We start from the raw sequence: 18,651 nt of genomic DNA, 5'->3' as shown, positions 1-18,651 counted from the left end.
CACTCTGCTTTATCAAAAACCTATCTTCGTTTACGTTCTAACGAGGTTCCCTGCTCCCTTTCCTGCGACCCCCACTAAATAATATCTTTTCATTAAATAATTATACTATATTTGAGATTCCTTTAATAGGTCGTTTTGTAAAGAATAAAAAAACAGCCGATCGTGATCGAACTGTTTCTCCACTTCTATGGTAGCTGATTTCCGAATGCATCTTTCTTGTAGAACTGGACTAACCTCAAACGGCATAAATAGTATCATTAGTTAATTCTTCCGCTGTTAACAGTTCTGAGTAACATCGCTTGCGTTCGGATGAACAGCAGCAAATGATGAAGGCAAATGACTCCACTTCGCACGCTTCTCTCAATAAAGACCAAAGAGTATCTGTTTTATCCTATAAGACTTACAGTATTTTCGAAAAAATTTATACAACAGCAGTACGTAAAATCTCTGCAAACCATTGATAAACTGTTTCCGGACATTCATGTTTTTCTAATTCTCGAAAAAAATCTTTGGATTCAATAAGGGTAATAAACTGAGTCATCGCATTTAGATGCTGCTTGCTGTCTAATGCAGAAAGGGTAAAGATATACTTTACAGGAATCGTTCCCAAGACATATACTTCAGATTCTAACGTTGTCAATCCCATGCCAAGTTTTTTTGCACCTGCTTCCGGAACCGTATGCGGTAAGGCAACTTGATCGAATATCACCATATAAGCGCCTTCTGATCTGGTTTGTTGAATGATCGAATCAATGTAATTTCTTGTGATGATCTTTCTTTCAATCAATGGATTGGCTGCGAGATAAAAGGCCTCTTCCCATGTTCTGGCTTTTTTGTTTAATTGTATCAATTCTGGACGCATCATATCCAACAGCATTGCAGGTTCTTTTGACTTTTTCTCTTTTTGAGACATGATAGATGCCGTTGGCGAGCAGGTCTCTTGTACAAATTTCTCTAAATGATGCCGCAGAGCTGACTCACTAGTAACTGTTGAATATTGTTGAATAACCTGCATCAAGCCGTCGATCGTCACAGTACTGGGCTTGATGCTTGTACTGGTTTCGAATTTGACATCTAAAAACAACTGGGTTCGTTCCTCGTAAGACATAATCGGGTTTACTACAAAAATCGGCTTTTTTAACGGATAAAGTTGAAAGTTGGGTTTTGTCGTAAAAATGATATCGTATGACTGATCAAATGAATGCAGTTCGCTTGTTTCAATCGGTCCCAATAAGATAAAAGAGGGAAAGATTTCCTTTAATTCATTGTAAATGATTGCTGAGCTTCCAATACCATTTGGGCAGACAACGACCCCCACTTTTTGTTGCACCATATATTCTTCAGAATTTCTGATCAAAAGCGCAAAGTGCATGGTTAAAAAGGCTACTTCTTCATCTGGAAGCTTTGAATCAAAGCTATCACTGATTGGTCTCAAGGTTTCTTTTACGATCTGATAAAGGTCATTATATTTTTCAAAAATTTTCTCCTGCATAGGGTTGATGATCGGTAATCGAAACAGCATTCGGAAATAAGTCGGTCGAAAATGGCTATATAATTGCTTGATGACAGAGTGTTTATCCTTGAAACGAATACCTGAAAGCAATTCAAATCGCTCGACAATTCTTTCTACCAAGTCAATGATGACCAAATTTCCTTGAAGCCATTCCTTTTCATTCCCTAATGCCATTCCCAGTACCCACCCACAGAGATAGTTCTTTTCTATACTATTCATCACCCCTGCGTTTTCTAAAACTTCTTCAGCAAAGCGGTACTCCTTCATTTTTACTAACTCATGATCATTAGAAAAGGGCTTTAGATCAAATTCATTCAAGCCCATTCTTGGGTATAAAAAAATAAGGATATAGTTCAATTCAATCAATCTATTTTCAACTAACTCTATCGCATGTTTTTCTAAAAGAAGAGAAAGATAAGTGTCCTGCTCATCCGCCAATTGTATTCGTTCGTTATGAATAAAGTAACGGTAGATAAAATCATCGTCCTTGCTAGTCACATCTTCCAAAATCATTCGAAATAAAGCGTAACGAATCATCAGTTCATCACCTGCTAAGTGATACCCCTCTTTTCTCGAGTAACTGATTGAAATATCGTACCCCTGCAATTCCACTTGTAATTTGCGCAGATCACTCATAAAGGTTGTTTTGCCGATTTTTAACGCATCTAAAAAATGGTTGACCGACAGATAATCTTTCTCGTAGTAAAAGAGCGTCAAAAAGATATATTTTCCTCGTTCTTTTGAACTCATCTCATAATATTTAAACATACGCTCACGTAAAAATGACTCCAACAAATATTCCTTGCTTTTTTCAGGCAGTCGGATCACACTTTCCTTATTCACGCTAAGTGGTAGTTTTTGGGCAGATAGAAACTGGTTGATTTTATCAATGGTATACTCTATTTGAGTGCGGTTCATAGAATAATTCCGCTGAAGATAATCGTAACTGATGGTCGGTTTTTCAATCAGAGCCATCATCATCTTTCTCGTCCTATAGTCAATTTTCACCATCAATGTTCCCCCATTTCTGCAGCCTACTGTTCTACTTTCAATGTAAATCCTTCCGCTTGTACATATTTTTGAAGCACTTGATCCACCTGCTGCTTTTCTTCTTTCGTAAGATCTAGAACAGGCAGTTTCGGTAACCCAACATCCTGTCCGATTGCCCGCAAACAGTATTTGAGCCCAGACGGAATCGTTGAGCATTTGCAGGCTTCTCTAAAATCATCAATACTTGCTTGTGCTTGCCGCGCTTGTTCTATGTTTCCAGCTACAAATTGTTCATAGATCGACACATCTGTTTTCGTCACAACATTTGCGGTTGAAGCCACAGAGCCATCTGCTCCTAACTGTAGCGCTTCTAAAATCTTAGAGTCGCTTCCCATCAGCAAAGAGAAATCCTGTCGATGATTTAATTCAAGATAGCCCTTAAAATTTTCTAGATCACCGCTCGAATCTTTTATCCCAATGATCGAATCAATTTTGAGTAATTCCGAGAAAACATGACGATTGATGAAATTTCTAGTATTTGGCGGAATATTGTACAAAATGATTGGTAGTGTCGTTTGCTCAGCAATCACACGGTAATGATGAATCAGCTCTTCATCGGTATATTTCAAAAGATATGGTGTAATAATGGAAGCAGCATCAACGCCGATTTTTGCAAACTCATTTACTAACTCAATCACTTTATTCGTTGCGATATCTCCGGCACCTGCAAATACTGGTACTCTGCCCGATACTTCATCGACAACGATTTTTGCAAACTGGATTTTCTCTTCTTTGCTTAAGGTATGAAATTCGCCATTGGTTCCTAAAATAAACAACCCGTGGACACCACCAGCAATCAAATGCCTGACAAGCTTTCTAGTGCCCTCTTCATTGATGCCGTTCTCATTTAATGGTGTGACCATTGCTGGTATAATTCCTCTGATTTTCATTGTGTAAGCTCCTTTTTTGTCGTTGCTCCTAAGCTTCCCCCTGGATGCCATTTAAGGTAATCTTCTAAATTGATTTCTTTTGCTTCTTGCAGCAACACCGACAAAACCTGCAGCTGGATCATTTGGGCGATCACAGAGGAACGTGGCGGTTTATTCAATGAGTCCCCTTCTTGGGAAACATAAGAAGACAATGTGACTTCAGCACAGGAAGCTAGGGAAGAATCTTCATTTCCTGTTACCGCTAAAATTACAGCGCCATTGGCTTTTAAGGCAGCAAGTGCATATTCTAATTCTTTGGTGTTCCCACTATTACTTATCGCAATCACTACATCGCCAGCCACGACTTGTCCTGCCGATCCGTGCACAGTTTCGGTTGTGTCTAAAAAATAGGCTGGCGTACCGACAGATGAGAAAAGTGAAGCTGCATAGCCTGCTACATAGGAACATTTTCCCACGCCTGTTACATGAACGCGCTTATGATTTTTTTCTGCATGGAGAATAAGTTCTTTGGCCTTCACCATCTGTTGATAGACTTCTTCTTCTTCAAGCCGATAAAATTGAGCATCGCTTTGGGCTTTTAAATTCGAACTATATGCAAACAAAACGTTTTTTTCATTCAATACAGATTTTCCTTTCTTATAGCAAGGAGAAATTGTATCCATCCTTCTCCTTGCTAATCATACTGTTTAACTAAATAGTTTTAAGATTTTGTCTAGTAAAATTCCGATAATATTGTAGTCGATTTGAGGAAATCCAGCGTCTGTGATGCCTAATTCAGAAAAAGCTGGGAAAAGCACCAAAGGCAATGCAGTCAGCAAAATACCGCCTAAGAAGGATGCGATGATCGCCCCTTTCAACCCGCCTCTTATTGAACCAAAGACACCCATGGTTCCACCCGAGAAAAAAGCAATCCCAGCTGCTGGCAAAAGCACAACGGGAGAACCCATAGCAGCCATGGCAAACGTCGCTGTTAACCCACCTATAAACGAGGTAATAAAACCGACAGGAACCATGGTTGGCGCATATTGGAAAAACACAGGAACATCTACTGCCGGCATTGATCCTGGGATATATTTTTCTGAGATCGCCACGAAGGCAGCCGTTAATTCAGCAATAAATTGACGCACACCATAAATCAGTACAGACATCCCCGCAGCAAATTGCAACCCTTGAATCAACGGATATAAGAACCATAAGTCGTTGCCAGCCATTTCTTGAACGACATCCATATGACCACTTAAAACTGCTGCGATCGTTGCAATGTAGAAAAGAATAATCATGAAAAATGCAACAGAGAAGACAAAATCTCGGAATACGGAGAAGAAATCAGGAAGCTCGCGATTGGCTGCTTTCTCTTTCTTTGCTTGCCAATTTTTCCCTCCAATGACACTGCCGATGACACCTGAGAACCAGTAAAAAATCAAGTTAAAGTGACCTAGTGCAACCCCTGCATTACCTGTCAGCTCATCTGTATATTTCTGAGCCAATTTGGGCAGCCCTGCTCCTGCAAAACCTAGCACCAAAGAACCAAAGATAACTGTTACCCAAGTGGGCATACCGTTCGAAATAAAAATCAACCCAATGACAGCAGCAAAGAAAAGATAATGCTGACCGGTTAAGAAAATTGATTTTAAAGGCGTCAATTTCGCAATAACTAATCCGAATATGAACCCTAAGCCCATAATCATTGATATTTCAAAACCATATACATCCATGGCTAACGCTGTAGCAGGCTCTACTGCCAGAACCGTCCCTTGAACACCAAATGCGGTCTGAAACAACGTGGCAAAATTTGCAGCAATCGTTCCTACATGACCACCACCAATATTAAAAATCATAAACCCAATGCCCACTTTGAGGACACCGCTCAGGGTCTCCTTCGCAGGCTTTCTTTGTGCAAGTAACCCAATCAAAGCCAAAATCATTAGCAAGACAGCAGTATTTCTGAATTGGTTCATTACTAAAATTGCCATTCAATTTATTCCTCGCTCCATCAATTTATTTTGTTTGCATCGTTTCAAGAAATGTTTCTAGTTTTCCTTGGATCTCTTCTTTACTCATAATATTTTGAATGCCTATGACTTCATAAGGTTTGTTTTGAAAATCAGGTTCCGCTGCGATATCTGCCATACTCATAAAGGCATCGCCCGTAAAACCAATGAGGACGTCTAGGTTTCCATGAATCGTTTCAATGGGATAGCCGTTTTCTTCAATCACTGATTTTACTTTTATGTGAAGCAGCGTTGAACTCCCCATCCCCGCACGGCATGCAACCGCTATCAAATATTTCTTTCCATTACTTGTCTTAGGTTTTGCATCTGCTTGGATCGATGCATCATTTTTCTTTTTTTGAAAGAATCCCATCTTAACTCCTCGTTTCTTCTAATAGTTTTATAAATGCTTCTGGTGTCTGCACATTTGCTAAACGATCAATGATATTGTCCCTTGCTAAAACTTCTGCTAACTCACCCATCAGTTCCAAATGACTGGTCGGGTCTATCGCTGCCAAACAGAAAATGACTTTCACTGGATCATTGGGCGAACCAAATGAGATGGGGGTATTTAATGTCATCGCACTTAGTCCTAAACGACAAACCCCATCTTCTGATCGGGCATGGGCCAAAGCAAACCCAGGCATAAGCACGATATACGGCCCGGCATCTAAGACAGATTGAACCATCGCTTCGACATACTGTTTTGTAACGCTGCCATTCTTCAATAACGGCTGGGCAGCTTTTTTGATTGCTTCTTGCCAACTGGTACTGTCTTGTTGAAGTAAAATGTTTTCTTTTGTTAATAATGTAGTTTGCAAACGACGATTTCCTTTCTAAAAAAATTTCTTTAGGTTTTAGTAAAGAATTTCTCGAGATCATTCCTATACACACACTATAAGTGAAAAGTTCTGGCCTGAATAGACGATTTGAGACCACATATTTGTACGCGCTTCCAGATTAAGTGAACTGCTCCTTTCAAAAAGACCAGGTATACTGGCTATTTTTTTTATTAGCCTCCAGTTTTTCTCGATAACCTTCTTGAGCAGTTCACAAAACTTATTCTCTCAAGGAAAAAGTGAACCAAAAATGGACAGATCTTTTGCTTGCACCCACAATAAAAAAAGAAGCTCTTAAATAAACTAAGAACTTCTTAAAGCAAACAATCTATTCATGGCTAAGATCTACCGTTTCAATTGTATTTCTACCCGTAGGTATTTTCACACAAATTTTTACTTACAACTGCTATTTTCTACTTTGCTTCCTCATGCTTCACGGGACAACTGCTATGACAATCAGAACAATGATCCTTTTTCACCATGCGGTACACTACACGGGTGCCATAGCCAAAAATCAGGCCGCTTAGAATTATTGTAGCAATCATTTTTCGCCTCCTACGATTTGGATCAAGGGTACACTCCCGCGGAATGGTTTCTTCAACAGAGCAAATACCAATAGCCCAGCAATGAGGATTGCCGCGAAAACACCCAGCGTGAGGTGTCCGCCTTCAAAGACGACGTGCCCGAATTGGTAGACCAACAAGCTGGCGCAGTATGCCAAGCCGCATTGATAGCCAATGGCTAACCACGTCCACTTGCTGTCCCCCATTTCACGGTGGATCGCACCGATAGCAGCAAAACAAGGGGCACATAGTAAATTAAAGACGAGAAAAGAGTATGCCGCCACAGTAGTGTAATCGCCGCGCAACACTTGCCAAATCTCCGTCCCGCTTTCTGACAACTCCCCGGTTTGTCCGTAGAGGATCCCAAAGGTGCCGATCACATTTTCTTTGGCGACCAGGCCAGTGATCGTCGCCACGGCGCCTCGCCAGGTTCCCCAGCCTAGGGGAGCAAAAAGCGGCGCCAAAAGTCGTCCGAAAAAGGCCAAAATGCTTTGGTCTTCTGTGACCCGCTGCAAGGCAAAGCTGTAGCTGGAGGTAAACCAGACAAAGATACAAGCCACAAAAATTATCGTCCCGGCTTTTTTCACAAAAGCAATGGCTCGATCACAGGCACTTTTCAAAATCGTTGTGAGCTGCGGCAAGTGATACGCTGGCAGTTCCATAATAAATGGTGCCAGATCACCTGCAAATAAAGGCGTTTTTTTCAAGACGATCCCTGAAAAAATCACAGCACCCATGCCGACAAAATAGGCCGATGGGGCGACCCAACTATACTGAGGGAAAAAGGCTCCTGAAATCAATGCGATGATCGGCAATTTGGCAGAACAAGGCATGAAGGTCGTGACCATCACCGTCAACCGACGATCCTTTTCATTTTCAATTGTTCGGCTTGCCATCACCCCCGGCACCCCGCAACCGGTAGCGATCAACATGGGGATAAACGACTTGCCAGATAGACCAAACTTGCGAAACAGGCGGTCCATGACAAATGCCACCCGTGCCATGTATCCGCAGTCCTCCAAGATAGCCAAACAAAAAAACAGCACGAAGATCTGCGGCAAAAAGCCTAAGACCGCACCGACACCAGCCACGATGCCGTCTAAAATCAGTTCTTGCAGCCACTGGGCGACTTGCAGCTGTTCTAGCCAGTGCGCTGCTGTTTCGGGAATCCAGCTGCCAAATAATACATCATTGACCCAATCAGTACCAATCGTACCAATCGTCTGAATCGATAAATAGTAGATTCCCCACATAATGAAGGCAAAAATCGGTAGTGCCAATACGCGATGGGTCAACACACGGTCGATTTTGTCGCTGAAGGCTAAGTGCTGATCTGTTTCCTTGATGACTGCCAGCGCCAACAATTCTTCAATGAAGCCATAGCGCTCATTGACGAGAATGGCGTCACTGCTGTCTTTAAAGATCAGCTCTAAAATCGAAATCGTCTCCTGAAGGACTGCCTGCTGGGAATCAGTCAGTTTACACATCGTCTGAATCGCTTCATCTTTTTCAAAGAGTTTTATGGCAAACCAGCGTTTTTGCTGCTGAGGGATCGTCTCTGGCAAAATCGCCATGATCTCGGTCAAGCCAGCTTCTAGACGAGCATCGTAGCGGGGAGGAAGCGGTTGTGTGTTGGCTACATGCTTCGCTGCCTCGATCATTTTGGTTAAGCCGCGTTGCTTCAAAGCACTGATGCCCACTACGGGAATTCCTAGACCGTAAGCCAGCTTTTCGAAATTGATCTGCAAGCCTTTTTTCTTTAATAGGTCGATCATGTTGATGGCTGCCACAGTCGGGACATTCATTTCTAATAATTGCAATGTTAGATACAGGTTGCGCTCCAGGTTGGTTCCATCGATAATATTGATCACCGCGTCCAATGATGCTTCCATCAAATAATTGCGAGAAATCAGTTCTTCTGGTGTGTACGGCGACAAGGAATAGATCCCTGGTAGATCTTGGATCAACACTTGTCGGTCTTTTCGCAGTCGCCCCGCTTTTCGTTCCACGGTAACGCCTGGCCAATTCCCCACTGTTTGTTTGGCACCGGTCAATTGATTGAAGGTACTCGTTTTCCCGCTATTGGGATTTCCTGCTAATGCAAAGTGATAGGTCATTACGCTTCGACTCCTTTTTCGACAAAAACCAACGCTGCTTCTTGCTTTCTCAAAGACAATTCATAGCCGCGGAGCCGAATCTCCATCGGATCACCCAAAGGAGCCAGCTTCACCACTACCAAATGGACGTTTTTCGTAAGCCCCATATCCATCAATCGACGGCGCACCGCACCTTTGGCGGCGATCTGATTGACCTTCCCGCTTTCACCGACTTTCAGCTGATCCAAAGAGGTAATGATGGTTTGCTGCTGGATTTCTGTGACATCGATTTGTTCCATGACCCGTTCATCTAAAGCGATCCGCGTCCCTTGGTGTAAAATGATGCCGCCTTTGCGATCTTTTTGTACCACAACGATTTCAACGCCCGTGCGAATACCAAGATCATTTAAATGAGCCGTGATTTCTTTGGTGGTTGCCAACGAGTCGATTTTGTATGTTCCAGAAGCCCGAGTTTGCGCCATTTTCATTGCTTCTTACTCCTTTTGTGAAATGTTGTTTTAATTAACCCACTTTAATCGAGAATGATTATCATTATAATAGAGCCATTTCCATAAGAAGTCAATCTGTTTTGGGCCTCACTTTGAATCTTCCTTCACAATAAGGATTTTTTTTACTCATTTTGATTGCATATCCCCTGTATTAATTACGCAAAAACCTTGTAATTCTAAGTATTTTCCGCTTTTTTCCCTTGCATAAAAAACACAGAAACACTATAAATTGTGTATGTCGAATTCACAAGCACAAGATATAGTGTTTTTTCGTTGACTTTCTCCGAGACTTATTTATACTAGGTTTATAACTATTACAACTCGGAGGAAACAATTATGAATATCAAACTATTTTCTAAAAACAACTGCATGCAATGTAAAATGGCGAAACGCTTTTTAAGTGAAAATCAGATTGCATTTGAAGAAATCAATATTGATAATGAGCCTGAAGCATTAGAATTTTTGAAAGAACAAGGATTCCAAAGTGTGCCAGTCATTACCTCTGATGCGCAAACGATCATCGGTTTCCGTCCAGATCAACTACGTCAATTAGCGAGCTAAGATTTTTCTCAATGTGATGCTTTTGAGGGATTTGTCAGTCGTCCAGACCGCAAGTCCTTTTTTATACGAACAAAACAAGAAAAGAGGTTAGCCATTTATGAGCTTGAAAGAAATCAAAGATGTCAGTTATTTCAAATTGAATAATGAGATCAACCGTCCAGTAGATGGTCAAATTCCATTAAATAAAGACAAAGAAGCCTTAGCGGCATTCTTTAAAGAAAACGTTGAACCAAATACCTTAACCTTTGCGACTGCAATGGACAAAATCAATTATTTGATTGAAAATGATTATTTAGAAGAAGAATTTATCAAAAAGTATCGCCCTGCCTTTATTGAGCAATTGTATCAATTCTTAGATGAGCAACACTTTACTTTCAAATCATTTATGGCTGCTTACAAGTTTTATTCACAATACGCATTAAAAACGAATGATGGTACCGCGTATCTAGAACGTTACGAAGATCGGGTCGCTTTCAACGCCCTTTACTTTGCGGATGGCAATGAAGAGTTAGCAATGAGCTTGGCAGATGAAATGATCTACCAACGTTACCAACCAGCAACCCCTTCTTTCTTGAATGCAGGACGCAAACGTCGCGGTGAGTTGGTTTCTTGTTTCTTGATCCAAATCACTGATGACATGAACGCGATCGGTCGTGGGATCAACTCCGCGCTGCAACTTTCACGAATCGGTGGCGGTGTCGGGATCACGTTATCAAACTTGCGGGAAGCCGGCGCGCCTATCAAAGGCTACGAAGGGGCAGCAAGTGGTGTGATGCCTGTAATGAAATTGTTTGAAGATAGCTTCAGCTACTCAAACCAATTGGGTCAACGGCAAGGGGCTGGCGTGGTCTACTTGAACGTCTTCCACCCAGACATCATCAGCTTTTTATCAGCGAAAAAAGAAAATGCGGATGAAAAAATCCGTGTCAAAACCTTATCATTAGGCGTGATCGTACCTGACAAATTCTACGAATTGACGCGCAAAAATGAAGAGATGTATCTCTTTAGTCCCTACAGTGTCGAAAAAGAATATGGCGTACCCTTCTCTTATGTCGATATCACCAAGGAATACGACAACTTAGTCATGAACCCACGGATTCGCAAAACCAAAATCAGAGCCCGTGATCTAGAAAACGAAATTTCTAAATTGCAGCAAGAATCTGGTTATCCTTATATCATCAATATCGATACAGCAAACCGCAGCAACCCAATTGATGGCAAGATCATCATGAGTAATCTTTGTTCCGAGATCCTTCAAGTCCAAGCACCATCTGAGATCAACGGCAAACAAGAATACGAAGTTTTAGGAACAGATATCAGCTGTAACTTAGGTTCCACCAATATCGTGAACTTGATGGACAGCCCTGACTTTGGGAAATCTGTTCGAGCAATGACTCGTGCCTTGACCTTTGTTACTGATGCGTCTGACATTGACGTAGTACCATCGATCCAAAATGGGAATGCCTTGAACCACACGATCGGTTTAGGCGCAATGGGCTTGCATACCTATTTTGCAAAAAATCAAATGGAATACGGTTCACCAGAATCCCTTGAATTTACTGATCTTTATTTCATGTTGTTGAACTATTGGACATTGGTTGAAAGCAATGCCATCGCCAAAGAAAAAGGCGAAGTTTTCCATAACTTTGAAAAATCAGCGTATGCAGACGGCAGCTACTTCACCGATTATATCCAAGGTGACTACCAACCAAAATCGGAAAAAGTCAAAGCATTGTTTGAAGGCGTCTTTTTACCAACTGGTGAAGATTGGGCAGCCTTGGCACAAACCGTCAAAGAAACCGGCTTGTATCACCAAAACCGCCTAGCCGTTGCACCAAATGGTTCGATCTCTTATATCAATGATACGAGTGCCAGCATCCACCCAATCACTCGGATGATCGAAGAACGCCAAGAAAAGAAAATCGGCAAGATCTACTATCCAGCACCTTACTTGAGCAATGAGACGATCGGCTACTACAAATCAGCCTACGATATGGATATGCGCAAAGTGATCGATGTTTACGCAACTGCTCAAAAACACGTCGATCAAGGTATGAGTATGACCTTGTTTATGCGTTCAGATATTCCAGAAGGTCTTTACGAATGGAAAGAAACGACAAAACAAACCACCCGTGATTTGAACATTTTGCGTCACTACGCTTTCCACAAAGGCATCAAATCGATCTACTATGTACGGACCTTTACAGATGATGCAGAAGAGATCGGCAGCAACCAATGTGAAAGCTGCGTCATCTAATCCAACTTTTGCCTGAAAACGAACCAACCGCCTGCCCCTGCTCTTTCTTGACAGCGGGTCGGCTGTTGTCTTGATACGATTATTGGAGGAACCGACTATGGGTAAGACTTACTATGAAGCAATCAACTGGAATGAGATCGAAGATATCATCGATAAATCCACTTGGGAAAAATTAACAGAACAATTCTGGTTAGATACGCGGATCCCTTTATCAAATGACCTTGATGACTGGCGGACGCTATCTCCATTAGAAAAAACAACGGTGGGCTACGTCTTTGGCGGCTTGACTTTATTAGATACCGTTCAATCAGAAAGCGGTATGGATCAACTGCGTAAAGATGTCCGCACCCCACATGAAGAAGCGGTCTTGAACAACATCCAATTTATGGAATCTGTCCATGCAAAAAGCTATTCATCGATTTTCAGCACCCTGAATACAAAAGCGGAGATCGCTGATATTTTTGAATGGACCAACACCAATCCATATTTGCAAAAGAAAGCCGAACGAATCAATGAGATCTACAAAAATGGCACACCGCTAGAGAAAAAAATCGCCAGTGTATTTCTAGAGACCTTCTTATTCTATTCAGGTTTCTATACACCCCTTTACTACTTAGGCAATAACAAACTAGCGAACGTAGCGGAGATCATCAAATTGATCATTCGTGACGAATCCGTTCACGGCACGTATATCGGCTACAAATTCCAATTAGGTTTCAACGAATTACCAGAAGACGAACAGCAAAAGCTGAAAGACTGGATGTACGACTTGTTGTATGAGTTGTATGAAAATGAAGAGCGTTATACCGAAGAATTATACGATGAGATCGGCTGGACCGAAGAAGTCAAAACCTTCTTGCGTTACAATGCCAATAAGGCTTTGATGAATCTAGGACAAGACCCGCTTTTCCCAGATACCGCCAACGATGTCAATCCAATCGTCATGAACGGTATTTCAACTGGTACCAGCAACCACGACTTCTTCTCACAAGTTGGGAACGGGTATCTGCTTGGTTCCGTAGAAGCGATGAAAGACGATGACTACTTCATCGGACTTGATTGATCTGCTGACAAATAAACACCTTGTTTCTCGCCAATTGAGGGTGAGAAGCAAGGTGTTTTTTAGTGAGCCAACTGGTCTTTGATAAAGGTCAACGTTTCTGTCAAACAGGCCTGTGCTTGGGGCAAGCTATAATCAAATTGGTATTCGTGGGTCACCGTTTCCGAATCCCCTTTGTAAAAGCGACTCGTCACGGGAATATCAAGAGCTTGCAGCTGGTTGGCAAAGGCAATGCCTTGGTCTTCAAAGGAATAGGCATTGCCATCCGTGATATATGTTGGTGGAAAATCAGCCGTCAATTTATCCACCAGTGAGATCTCCTGCAGTTGGCGACTATCTTGCCATTCTTTTTTGCCTAATAACGACCAAGCCACCGTTTTGACAAAGAATTTCATAAAGCGATCATCTGAAGAAGTCCCAGCGATCTGCTTCAAATCAAGCGGTCCGCAATAGGAAATAAACCCTTTCAGGGCCGATGCAGGAATGTCTTGATCAAAGGACATTTCCTTCGCATACGCTGGATTGGTTTGCAGCGCCACATATTGCCCAGCGATTTGGGCTCCTGCAGAATCCCCGCCGAAGAAGAGTTGATCGAAATCCAGCATGGGGTATGCTTGGGCATCTGCTTTGATCGAGTCTACCGCTTGGGCTAATTGTTTGACCTGTCCAGGATAATGCAGACTTGGTGCCCATTCATAATTAATCGAAATCACAGCGGCTTTGGTTTCATCGACGACATAGGTCGCAAACTCTTTGACCCCTTCTTTGTCTCCGCCGACATAGCCGCCCCCATGGACCCAAAAAATGACTGGAACAGGGCCTTCTTGTGCCTCTTTGGGATAATATAGATCAAAGGTACTACGTTGATAATCCGATTGATACGTCAAGTCCTGTTTGACCGTCACATTCGGCAAACTTTTTTGATAAGCTGCCTCATCCTTGATGGTCACTTCTTGGTTAAACAGATGACCGATCAAAAAAGCCCCCGGTCGTGGGGAGAGTTGAAAAGCCAGAAAAACGGCAGCTAAGAGTCCGATCAGGACAATCGCCACCCACATGAAAAAGCGCAGAATTTTTTTCAAGTAAAAGCTCCTTCCTTCTTTCTGTTTCAGCTTTTTCATTTAACCATGTTTTTTTAGCAAATTCAATGACAATCGCTAAAGATTAAAAAAGGATGATACCAATAGGCATCATCCTTAAAATAACATCGTTTATAATGGCAACATCATAAACAAACCAGCAGCGATCGCTGCCCCGATCATTGGACCGATGATTGGTACTAACGCATAGCCCCAATCGGAAGTCCCTTTGTTTTTGATTGGCAAGATTTGGTGAGCGATCCGTGGTCCTAAGTCCCGTGCCGGATTTATGGCATAGCCTGTTGGTCCACCAAGCGACAGCCCGATCGCTAAGATCAAGATCCCAACGACGATGGGATTTAATCCATCCGTAAAGGTATTGGCACCAAAAGCCAATAAGCCAAAGACTAAGACAAAGGTACCAATCACTTCAGTGATGGTATTCGATACTAAATTACGAACTGCAGGCCCTGTTGCAAAGGTACCTAAAATCGCGCCTTGGTCTTTTGTTTCATCCCATAATGGCAAGTAGTTGAGCCAAACGAGGATCGCCCCTACGATCGCACCAGCAATTTGTGCCAGCATAAACGGTACAGCCAAGCTCCAAGAAAAATTCCCCGTCATCGCCATGCCTAATGTAACGGCTGGATTCAAGTGAGCAGGTCCCATGTACCCTGAAACGTAAACGGCAATCGTTACCGCTGTCGCCCAGCCCATTGCGATCACGATCCAGCCAGAGGCTTCTGCTTTACTCTTTTTCAGATTGACAGCCGCACACACACCATCCCCTAACAAAACCAAAATAGCCGTTCCTAGAAACTCACTAAAGATCTGGGTTGTTTCATTCATCTTTTTTTCCTCCTTTTAAGGCTGTTAAATCTGATTCTGCGATCACTTGGTTCAATTCTGCTACATGGGCTGCTTTTTCTTCCTCGCTCCAGCCAAAGAAGTCGGTCATAGCTGCAACGACACCGGCTTTGACTTCATCTAAGGTGTCTCGCATAAATAGGATATGGTTGGTCCGACGCAATAGATAATCGACAGGCGTCAGAACCATTTCTTCATGCAAGGAATAGTTCAAGGCCGTACTTTCTTTTTCATCTAAGCCCTCAAACTTCGTCTTGTAGTTCAACACTTGGGGAAGATTCGACCCATAAAGATGAGCCAAATACGTCGCAGCTGCTTCATCGAATCCAGCGGCTTGCGCTTGGTCAGCCAGCTTCGCTAATTCTTCCTCTACATTGGCTGCATCAAGCTCACCACCAGAAACTGGGTACGTGGTTGAATCCACCAACTCGAAGGATGCACCGCTTTCTTGGAGCAATTCATTGATCCGTTTGACTGCTCCTTCCGCCATCAAGCGATAATCGGTGATTTTTCCCCCTGCCAACGTCAATAGTCCGTCTTTTGAGCGTTCCAAACTGCTGCCGCGAGAAACTTGCGATGGATCCACTTTGCTGGCTTCTACTCGTTCTTGTGCTTGTTTTACGGATTTTTCTACGACTGGTCGCTGCCGCTCATCTTCAAGATACTCTTTGACGCTTTCAACGATCTGCTCAAAGCTTTCATCCGATAGTTTGCCTTTACCGCCGCCATTGTAATCAGACCCGCCATTATTCACAATCAACGGACGCAATCCTGCCCAGCTCGCTTCGATATCATCAAGGGTGATCTGAGCGTGAGGGAAGCGTTCATTCACGATGGTCAATAGATAATCAACATCTTCTTGCGTGACCGTTGGATGGGCGAAATCGCCTGTATAATCCGTATCGGTTGTGCCAAAATAGGTCTTATTTTCTCTTGGTACCACGAAAACCATCCGACCATCATTTTTCCCAGTATCAAAATAGGTTGGTTGCGGCACTTTTAGTTTTTCCCGATCGACCACTAAATGGACACCTTTCGTCGGACGCATTTGTGGCGGCAACTCATCATTCTTGTCTAATTGACGAACGATGTCTGACCAAGGGCCTGTCGTGTTGATCACGACTTTGGCGTGAACCTCAAAGCGCTCGTTTGTCAGTTGATCCTCCACTTCTACCCCATTGATGATGCCTTGCTCATCATGTAAGATGCCGACGACTTTGGCTTTACTGATCATTGCTGCCCCATCGGCTTGTGCTCGTTTGATGTTTTCGATCACCAAGCGGGCATCGTTGTTGCGAAAATCAAGATAGACACCGCCACCGACTAAGTTTTCCGCCTGCAGCTGAGGTTCGCGTTCTAAGACCTCTTCTTTCGTCAGCAGATAATTTTCGTATTTACTGCCTGTCACATTCGCTAAGCGATCATAAAGATCCATCGCCACTTTGACAGAAAACAAGGAGAAGGTTGCCCCTGGTTCATCATAGATTGGCAAAAGCATTGGATCTGGTTTCGGGATATGCGGAGCAATTTGCTGCACGATCGCGCGCTCCCGCACGGTGTCAGCGACCACTTCCACGTCAAAGGTTTTCAAATAGCGAATACCGCCATGAACGAGTTTGGTGGACCGCGAAGACGTTCCTTCGGCAAAATCCTGCATTTCCAAAAGCACCGTCTTCATCCCAGCGGCTGCGGTTTGAACAGCAACCCCCGCGCCAGTGATCCCACCACCGATGATCAATACATCATAGGTGGTCTTTGCCGCTTCTTGAATGGTTTGCTTCCGCTCTTTATGTGAAAAGGTCATGGCTTACTCGCCTTCTTTCTTCGCTTTGAATTTGAAGGTCTGAGTAGCTGCCACCGCTTGTTTCCAGCCTTCGTACAAATTGTCTCTTTCTTCTGCTGGCATTTCTGGTGTAAACATTTGCCCTTCTTCTGCCATTGATTTCAATTCATCCAAGTCTTTCCAGAAGCCAACCGCTAGCCCTGCCAAGTAAGCTGCACCTAATGCGGTTGTTTCCAGATTCGCAGCTCGTTGCACGTCAATGTCTAAAATGTCCGCTTGGAACTGCATCAATAGATCGTTTTTGGCTGCACCGCCATCGACTTTCAGCAATGGGATATCGATGCCAGAATCTTTTTTCATCGTGTCGATGACATCTTTTGATTGATACGCAACAGCTTGCAATGTTGCCCGAACAAAATCTTCCTTCGTCGTCCCACGAGTCAAGCCAAAGACGGCTCCTCTTGCATCTGAATCCCAATAAGGTGCACCCAATCCAGTAAAGGCAGGCACCACATACACTTCATTATCGCCTTTTGCTTTGGCAGCTATTTCTTCTGATTGTGGAGAAGACTCGATCATTCGTAGACCGTCCCGCAGCCATTGGATCGCTGATCCAGCAACGAAGATACTTCCTTCTAAGGCATAATAGACTTTGCCGTTGATGCCATACCCGATGGTCGTCAGTAGGTCATTGTCAGACAATTGTGGTTCTTCACCCGTATTCATGACGATAAATGCCCCAGTGCCGTAAGTATTTTTGATCATGCCTTTTTCAAAGGCCATTTGTCCAAAGAGGGCGGCTTGTTGGTCCCCAGCCATTCCAGCGATTGGTACTTCACTGCCGTAAAAATGGTAGCTGCGGGTGTGACCATAGACTTCTGAGTTGCTTTTGACTTCTGGCAACATCGAGCTTGGAATGTTCAAAAGATCCAAGATTTCTTGATCCCACTCTAATTTATGAATGTTGTAAAGCATCGTCCGACTAGCATTGGAGTAATCGGTGACATGGACTTGCCCATCTGTCAGTTTCCACACAAGCCATGAATCGATCGTTCCGAAAAGTAGCTCGCCATTATCCGCCTTTTCTTGTGCCCCTTCGATATTGTCTAAAAGCCAGCGCACCTTGGTCGCTGAGAAATACGCATCAATGACTAACCCAGTTTTTTCATGAATCATCTCTGTATGGCCATCTGCTTTTAATTGGTCAGCGATCGGTGAAGATTGGCGGGATTGCCAAACGATTGCATTTGCGATCGGCTGGCCTGTCGTTTTGTCCCAAACCACTGTCGTTTCACGCTGGTTAGTGATCCCGATGCCGGCGATTGCTTCTGGTCGGATACCTGATTCAATAAATGCCCCTGCGATGACTGATTGGACAGAGTTCCAAATTTCATTGGCGTTGTGTTCTACCCAACCCGATTTTGGAAAGTATTGCGGAAACTCTTTTTGTGAACTGCCGATTTTTTTCCCGTTACGATCAAAAATAATTGCTCTTGAACTAGTGGTTCCTTGGTCGATCGCCATTACATAATTTTTTTCTGCCATTTGATTCGCTCCCTTTAGTTTTTTATACGCTCTTCTTGTTAGCGCTTT

General features: G+C 43.1%; 16 protein-coding genes. 3 read left to right on the top strand and 13 right to left on the bottom strand.

The window, feature by feature from the left end:
- Positions 1–421: 421 nt before the first annotated feature.
- The 9 genes from A5867_RS04485 to A5867_RS04445 all read right to left on the bottom strand — a co-directional run bounded on the left by A5867_RS04485 (position 422) and on the right by A5867_RS04445 (position 9,430).
- Complete coding sequence (locus A5867_RS04485) at positions 422–2,524, bottom strand: BglG family transcription antiterminator (protein ID WP_087626957.1); 2,103 nt, start codon at positions 2,522–2,524, stop codon at positions 422–424.
- 23 nt (positions 2,525–2,547) lie between these two features.
- Positions 2,548–3,453: a 4-hydroxy-tetrahydrodipicolinate synthase gene (gene dapA / locus A5867_RS04480; RefSeq protein WP_016610459.1), complete on the bottom strand. Its 906-nt coding sequence runs from the start codon at positions 3,451–3,453 to the stop codon at positions 2,548–2,550.
- Positions 3,450–4,115 (bottom strand): SIS domain-containing protein, encoded by a 666-nt coding sequence (locus tag A5867_RS04475; protein ID WP_087626956.1) that lies wholly within the window; start codon positions 4,113–4,115, stop codon positions 3,450–3,452. The genes dapA and A5867_RS04475 overlap by 4 nt, the downstream gene beginning before the upstream one ends.
- 24 nt (positions 4,116–4,139) lie before the next feature.
- Positions 4,140–5,426, bottom strand: a complete 1,287-nt coding sequence (locus A5867_RS04470; RefSeq protein WP_016610457.1) for a PTS ascorbate transporter subunit IIC — start codon at positions 5,424–5,426, stop codon at positions 4,140–4,142.
- 25 nt (positions 5,427–5,451) lie between these two features.
- Positions 5,452–5,817 carry a PTS sugar transporter subunit IIB gene (locus A5867_RS04465; protein ID WP_016610456.1) on the bottom strand — a complete coding sequence of 122 codons (366 nt, stop codon included), beginning with the start codon at positions 5,815–5,817 and terminating at the stop codon, positions 5,452–5,454.
- 1 nt (position 5,818) lies between these two features.
- Positions 5,819–6,265, bottom strand: a complete 447-nt coding sequence (locus A5867_RS04460; protein WP_016610455.1) for a PTS sugar transporter subunit IIA — start codon at positions 6,263–6,265, stop codon at positions 5,819–5,821.
- Positions 6,266–6,696: 431 nt separating this feature from the next.
- The gene (locus tag A5867_RS04455; protein WP_010747544.1) at positions 6,697–6,828 is read right to left on the bottom strand and encodes a hypothetical protein; all 132 of its coding nucleotides are present in this window, start codon (positions 6,826–6,828) and stop codon (positions 6,697–6,699) included.
- A complete protein-coding gene (gene feoB, locus A5867_RS04450; protein WP_087626955.1) occupies positions 6,825–8,963 on the bottom strand; it encodes a ferrous iron transport protein B in 2,139 nt (712 codons plus the stop codon). Before feoB ends, A5867_RS04455 begins: the two co-directional genes overlap by 4 nt.
- Positions 8,963–9,430, bottom strand: a complete 468-nt coding sequence (locus A5867_RS04445) for a ferrous iron transport protein A (RefSeq protein WP_087626954.1) — start codon at positions 9,428–9,430, stop codon at positions 8,963–8,965. The genes feoB and A5867_RS04445 overlap by 1 nt, the downstream gene beginning before the upstream one ends.
- A 357-nt stretch (positions 9,431–9,787) precedes the next feature.
- On the opposite strand from A5867_RS04445, the gene nrdH reads away from it, so the two are divergent.
- The 3 genes from nrdH to nrdF all read left to right on the top strand — a co-directional run bounded on the left by nrdH (position 9,788) and on the right by nrdF (position 13,332).
- Positions 9,788–10,012: a glutaredoxin-like protein NrdH gene (gene nrdH / locus A5867_RS04440; RefSeq protein ID WP_005225182.1), complete on the top strand. Its 225-nt coding sequence runs from the start codon at positions 9,788–9,790 to the stop codon at positions 10,010–10,012.
- Positions 10,013–10,109: 97 nt separating this feature from the next.
- Positions 10,110–12,269, top strand: coding sequence for a class 1b ribonucleoside-diphosphate reductase subunit alpha (nrdE, locus tag A5867_RS04435; RefSeq protein WP_005225181.1), 2,160 nt, complete (start codon positions 10,110–10,112; stop codon positions 12,267–12,269).
- Positions 12,270–12,366: 97 nt separating this feature from the next.
- Positions 12,367–13,332 (top strand): class 1b ribonucleoside-diphosphate reductase subunit beta, encoded by a 966-nt coding sequence (nrdF, locus tag A5867_RS04430; protein ID WP_005225180.1) that lies wholly within the window; start codon positions 12,367–12,369, stop codon positions 13,330–13,332.
- Between the two features lie 59 nt (positions 13,333–13,391).
- Here nrdF and A5867_RS04425 read toward each other — a convergent pair whose 3' ends face one another.
- The 4 genes from A5867_RS04425 to glpK all read right to left on the bottom strand — a co-directional run bounded on the left by A5867_RS04425 (position 13,392) and on the right by glpK (position 18,603).
- On the bottom strand, positions 13,392–14,450 hold the full coding sequence (locus tag A5867_RS04425; RefSeq protein ID WP_087626953.1) for an alpha/beta hydrolase: 1,059 nt from the start codon (positions 14,448–14,450) through the stop codon (positions 13,392–13,394).
- A gap of 90 nt (positions 14,451–14,540) precedes the next feature.
- A complete protein-coding gene (locus tag A5867_RS04420) occupies positions 14,541–15,257 on the bottom strand; it encodes an MIP/aquaporin family protein (protein WP_005225178.1) in 717 nt (238 codons plus the stop codon).
- Positions 15,250–17,079: a type 1 glycerol-3-phosphate oxidase gene (gene glpO / locus A5867_RS04415; protein WP_087626952.1), complete on the bottom strand. Its 1,830-nt coding sequence runs from the start codon at positions 17,077–17,079 to the stop codon at positions 15,250–15,252. Before glpO ends, A5867_RS04420 begins: the two co-directional genes overlap by 8 nt.
- Before the next feature lie 3 nt (positions 17,080–17,082).
- Positions 17,083–18,603, bottom strand: a complete 1,521-nt coding sequence (gene glpK / locus A5867_RS04410; RefSeq protein WP_005225176.1) for a glycerol kinase GlpK — start codon at positions 18,601–18,603, stop codon at positions 17,083–17,085.
- Positions 18,604–18,651: the final 48 nt, after the last annotated feature.

It is taken from the genome of Enterococcus sp. 6D12_DIV0197 (assembly GCF_002174385.1).
Taxonomy (GTDB): domain Bacteria; phylum Bacillota; class Bacilli; order Lactobacillales; family Enterococcaceae; genus Enterococcus_D; species Enterococcus_D casseliflavus.
This window is presented reverse-complemented; position numbering and strand designations above follow the sequence as displayed.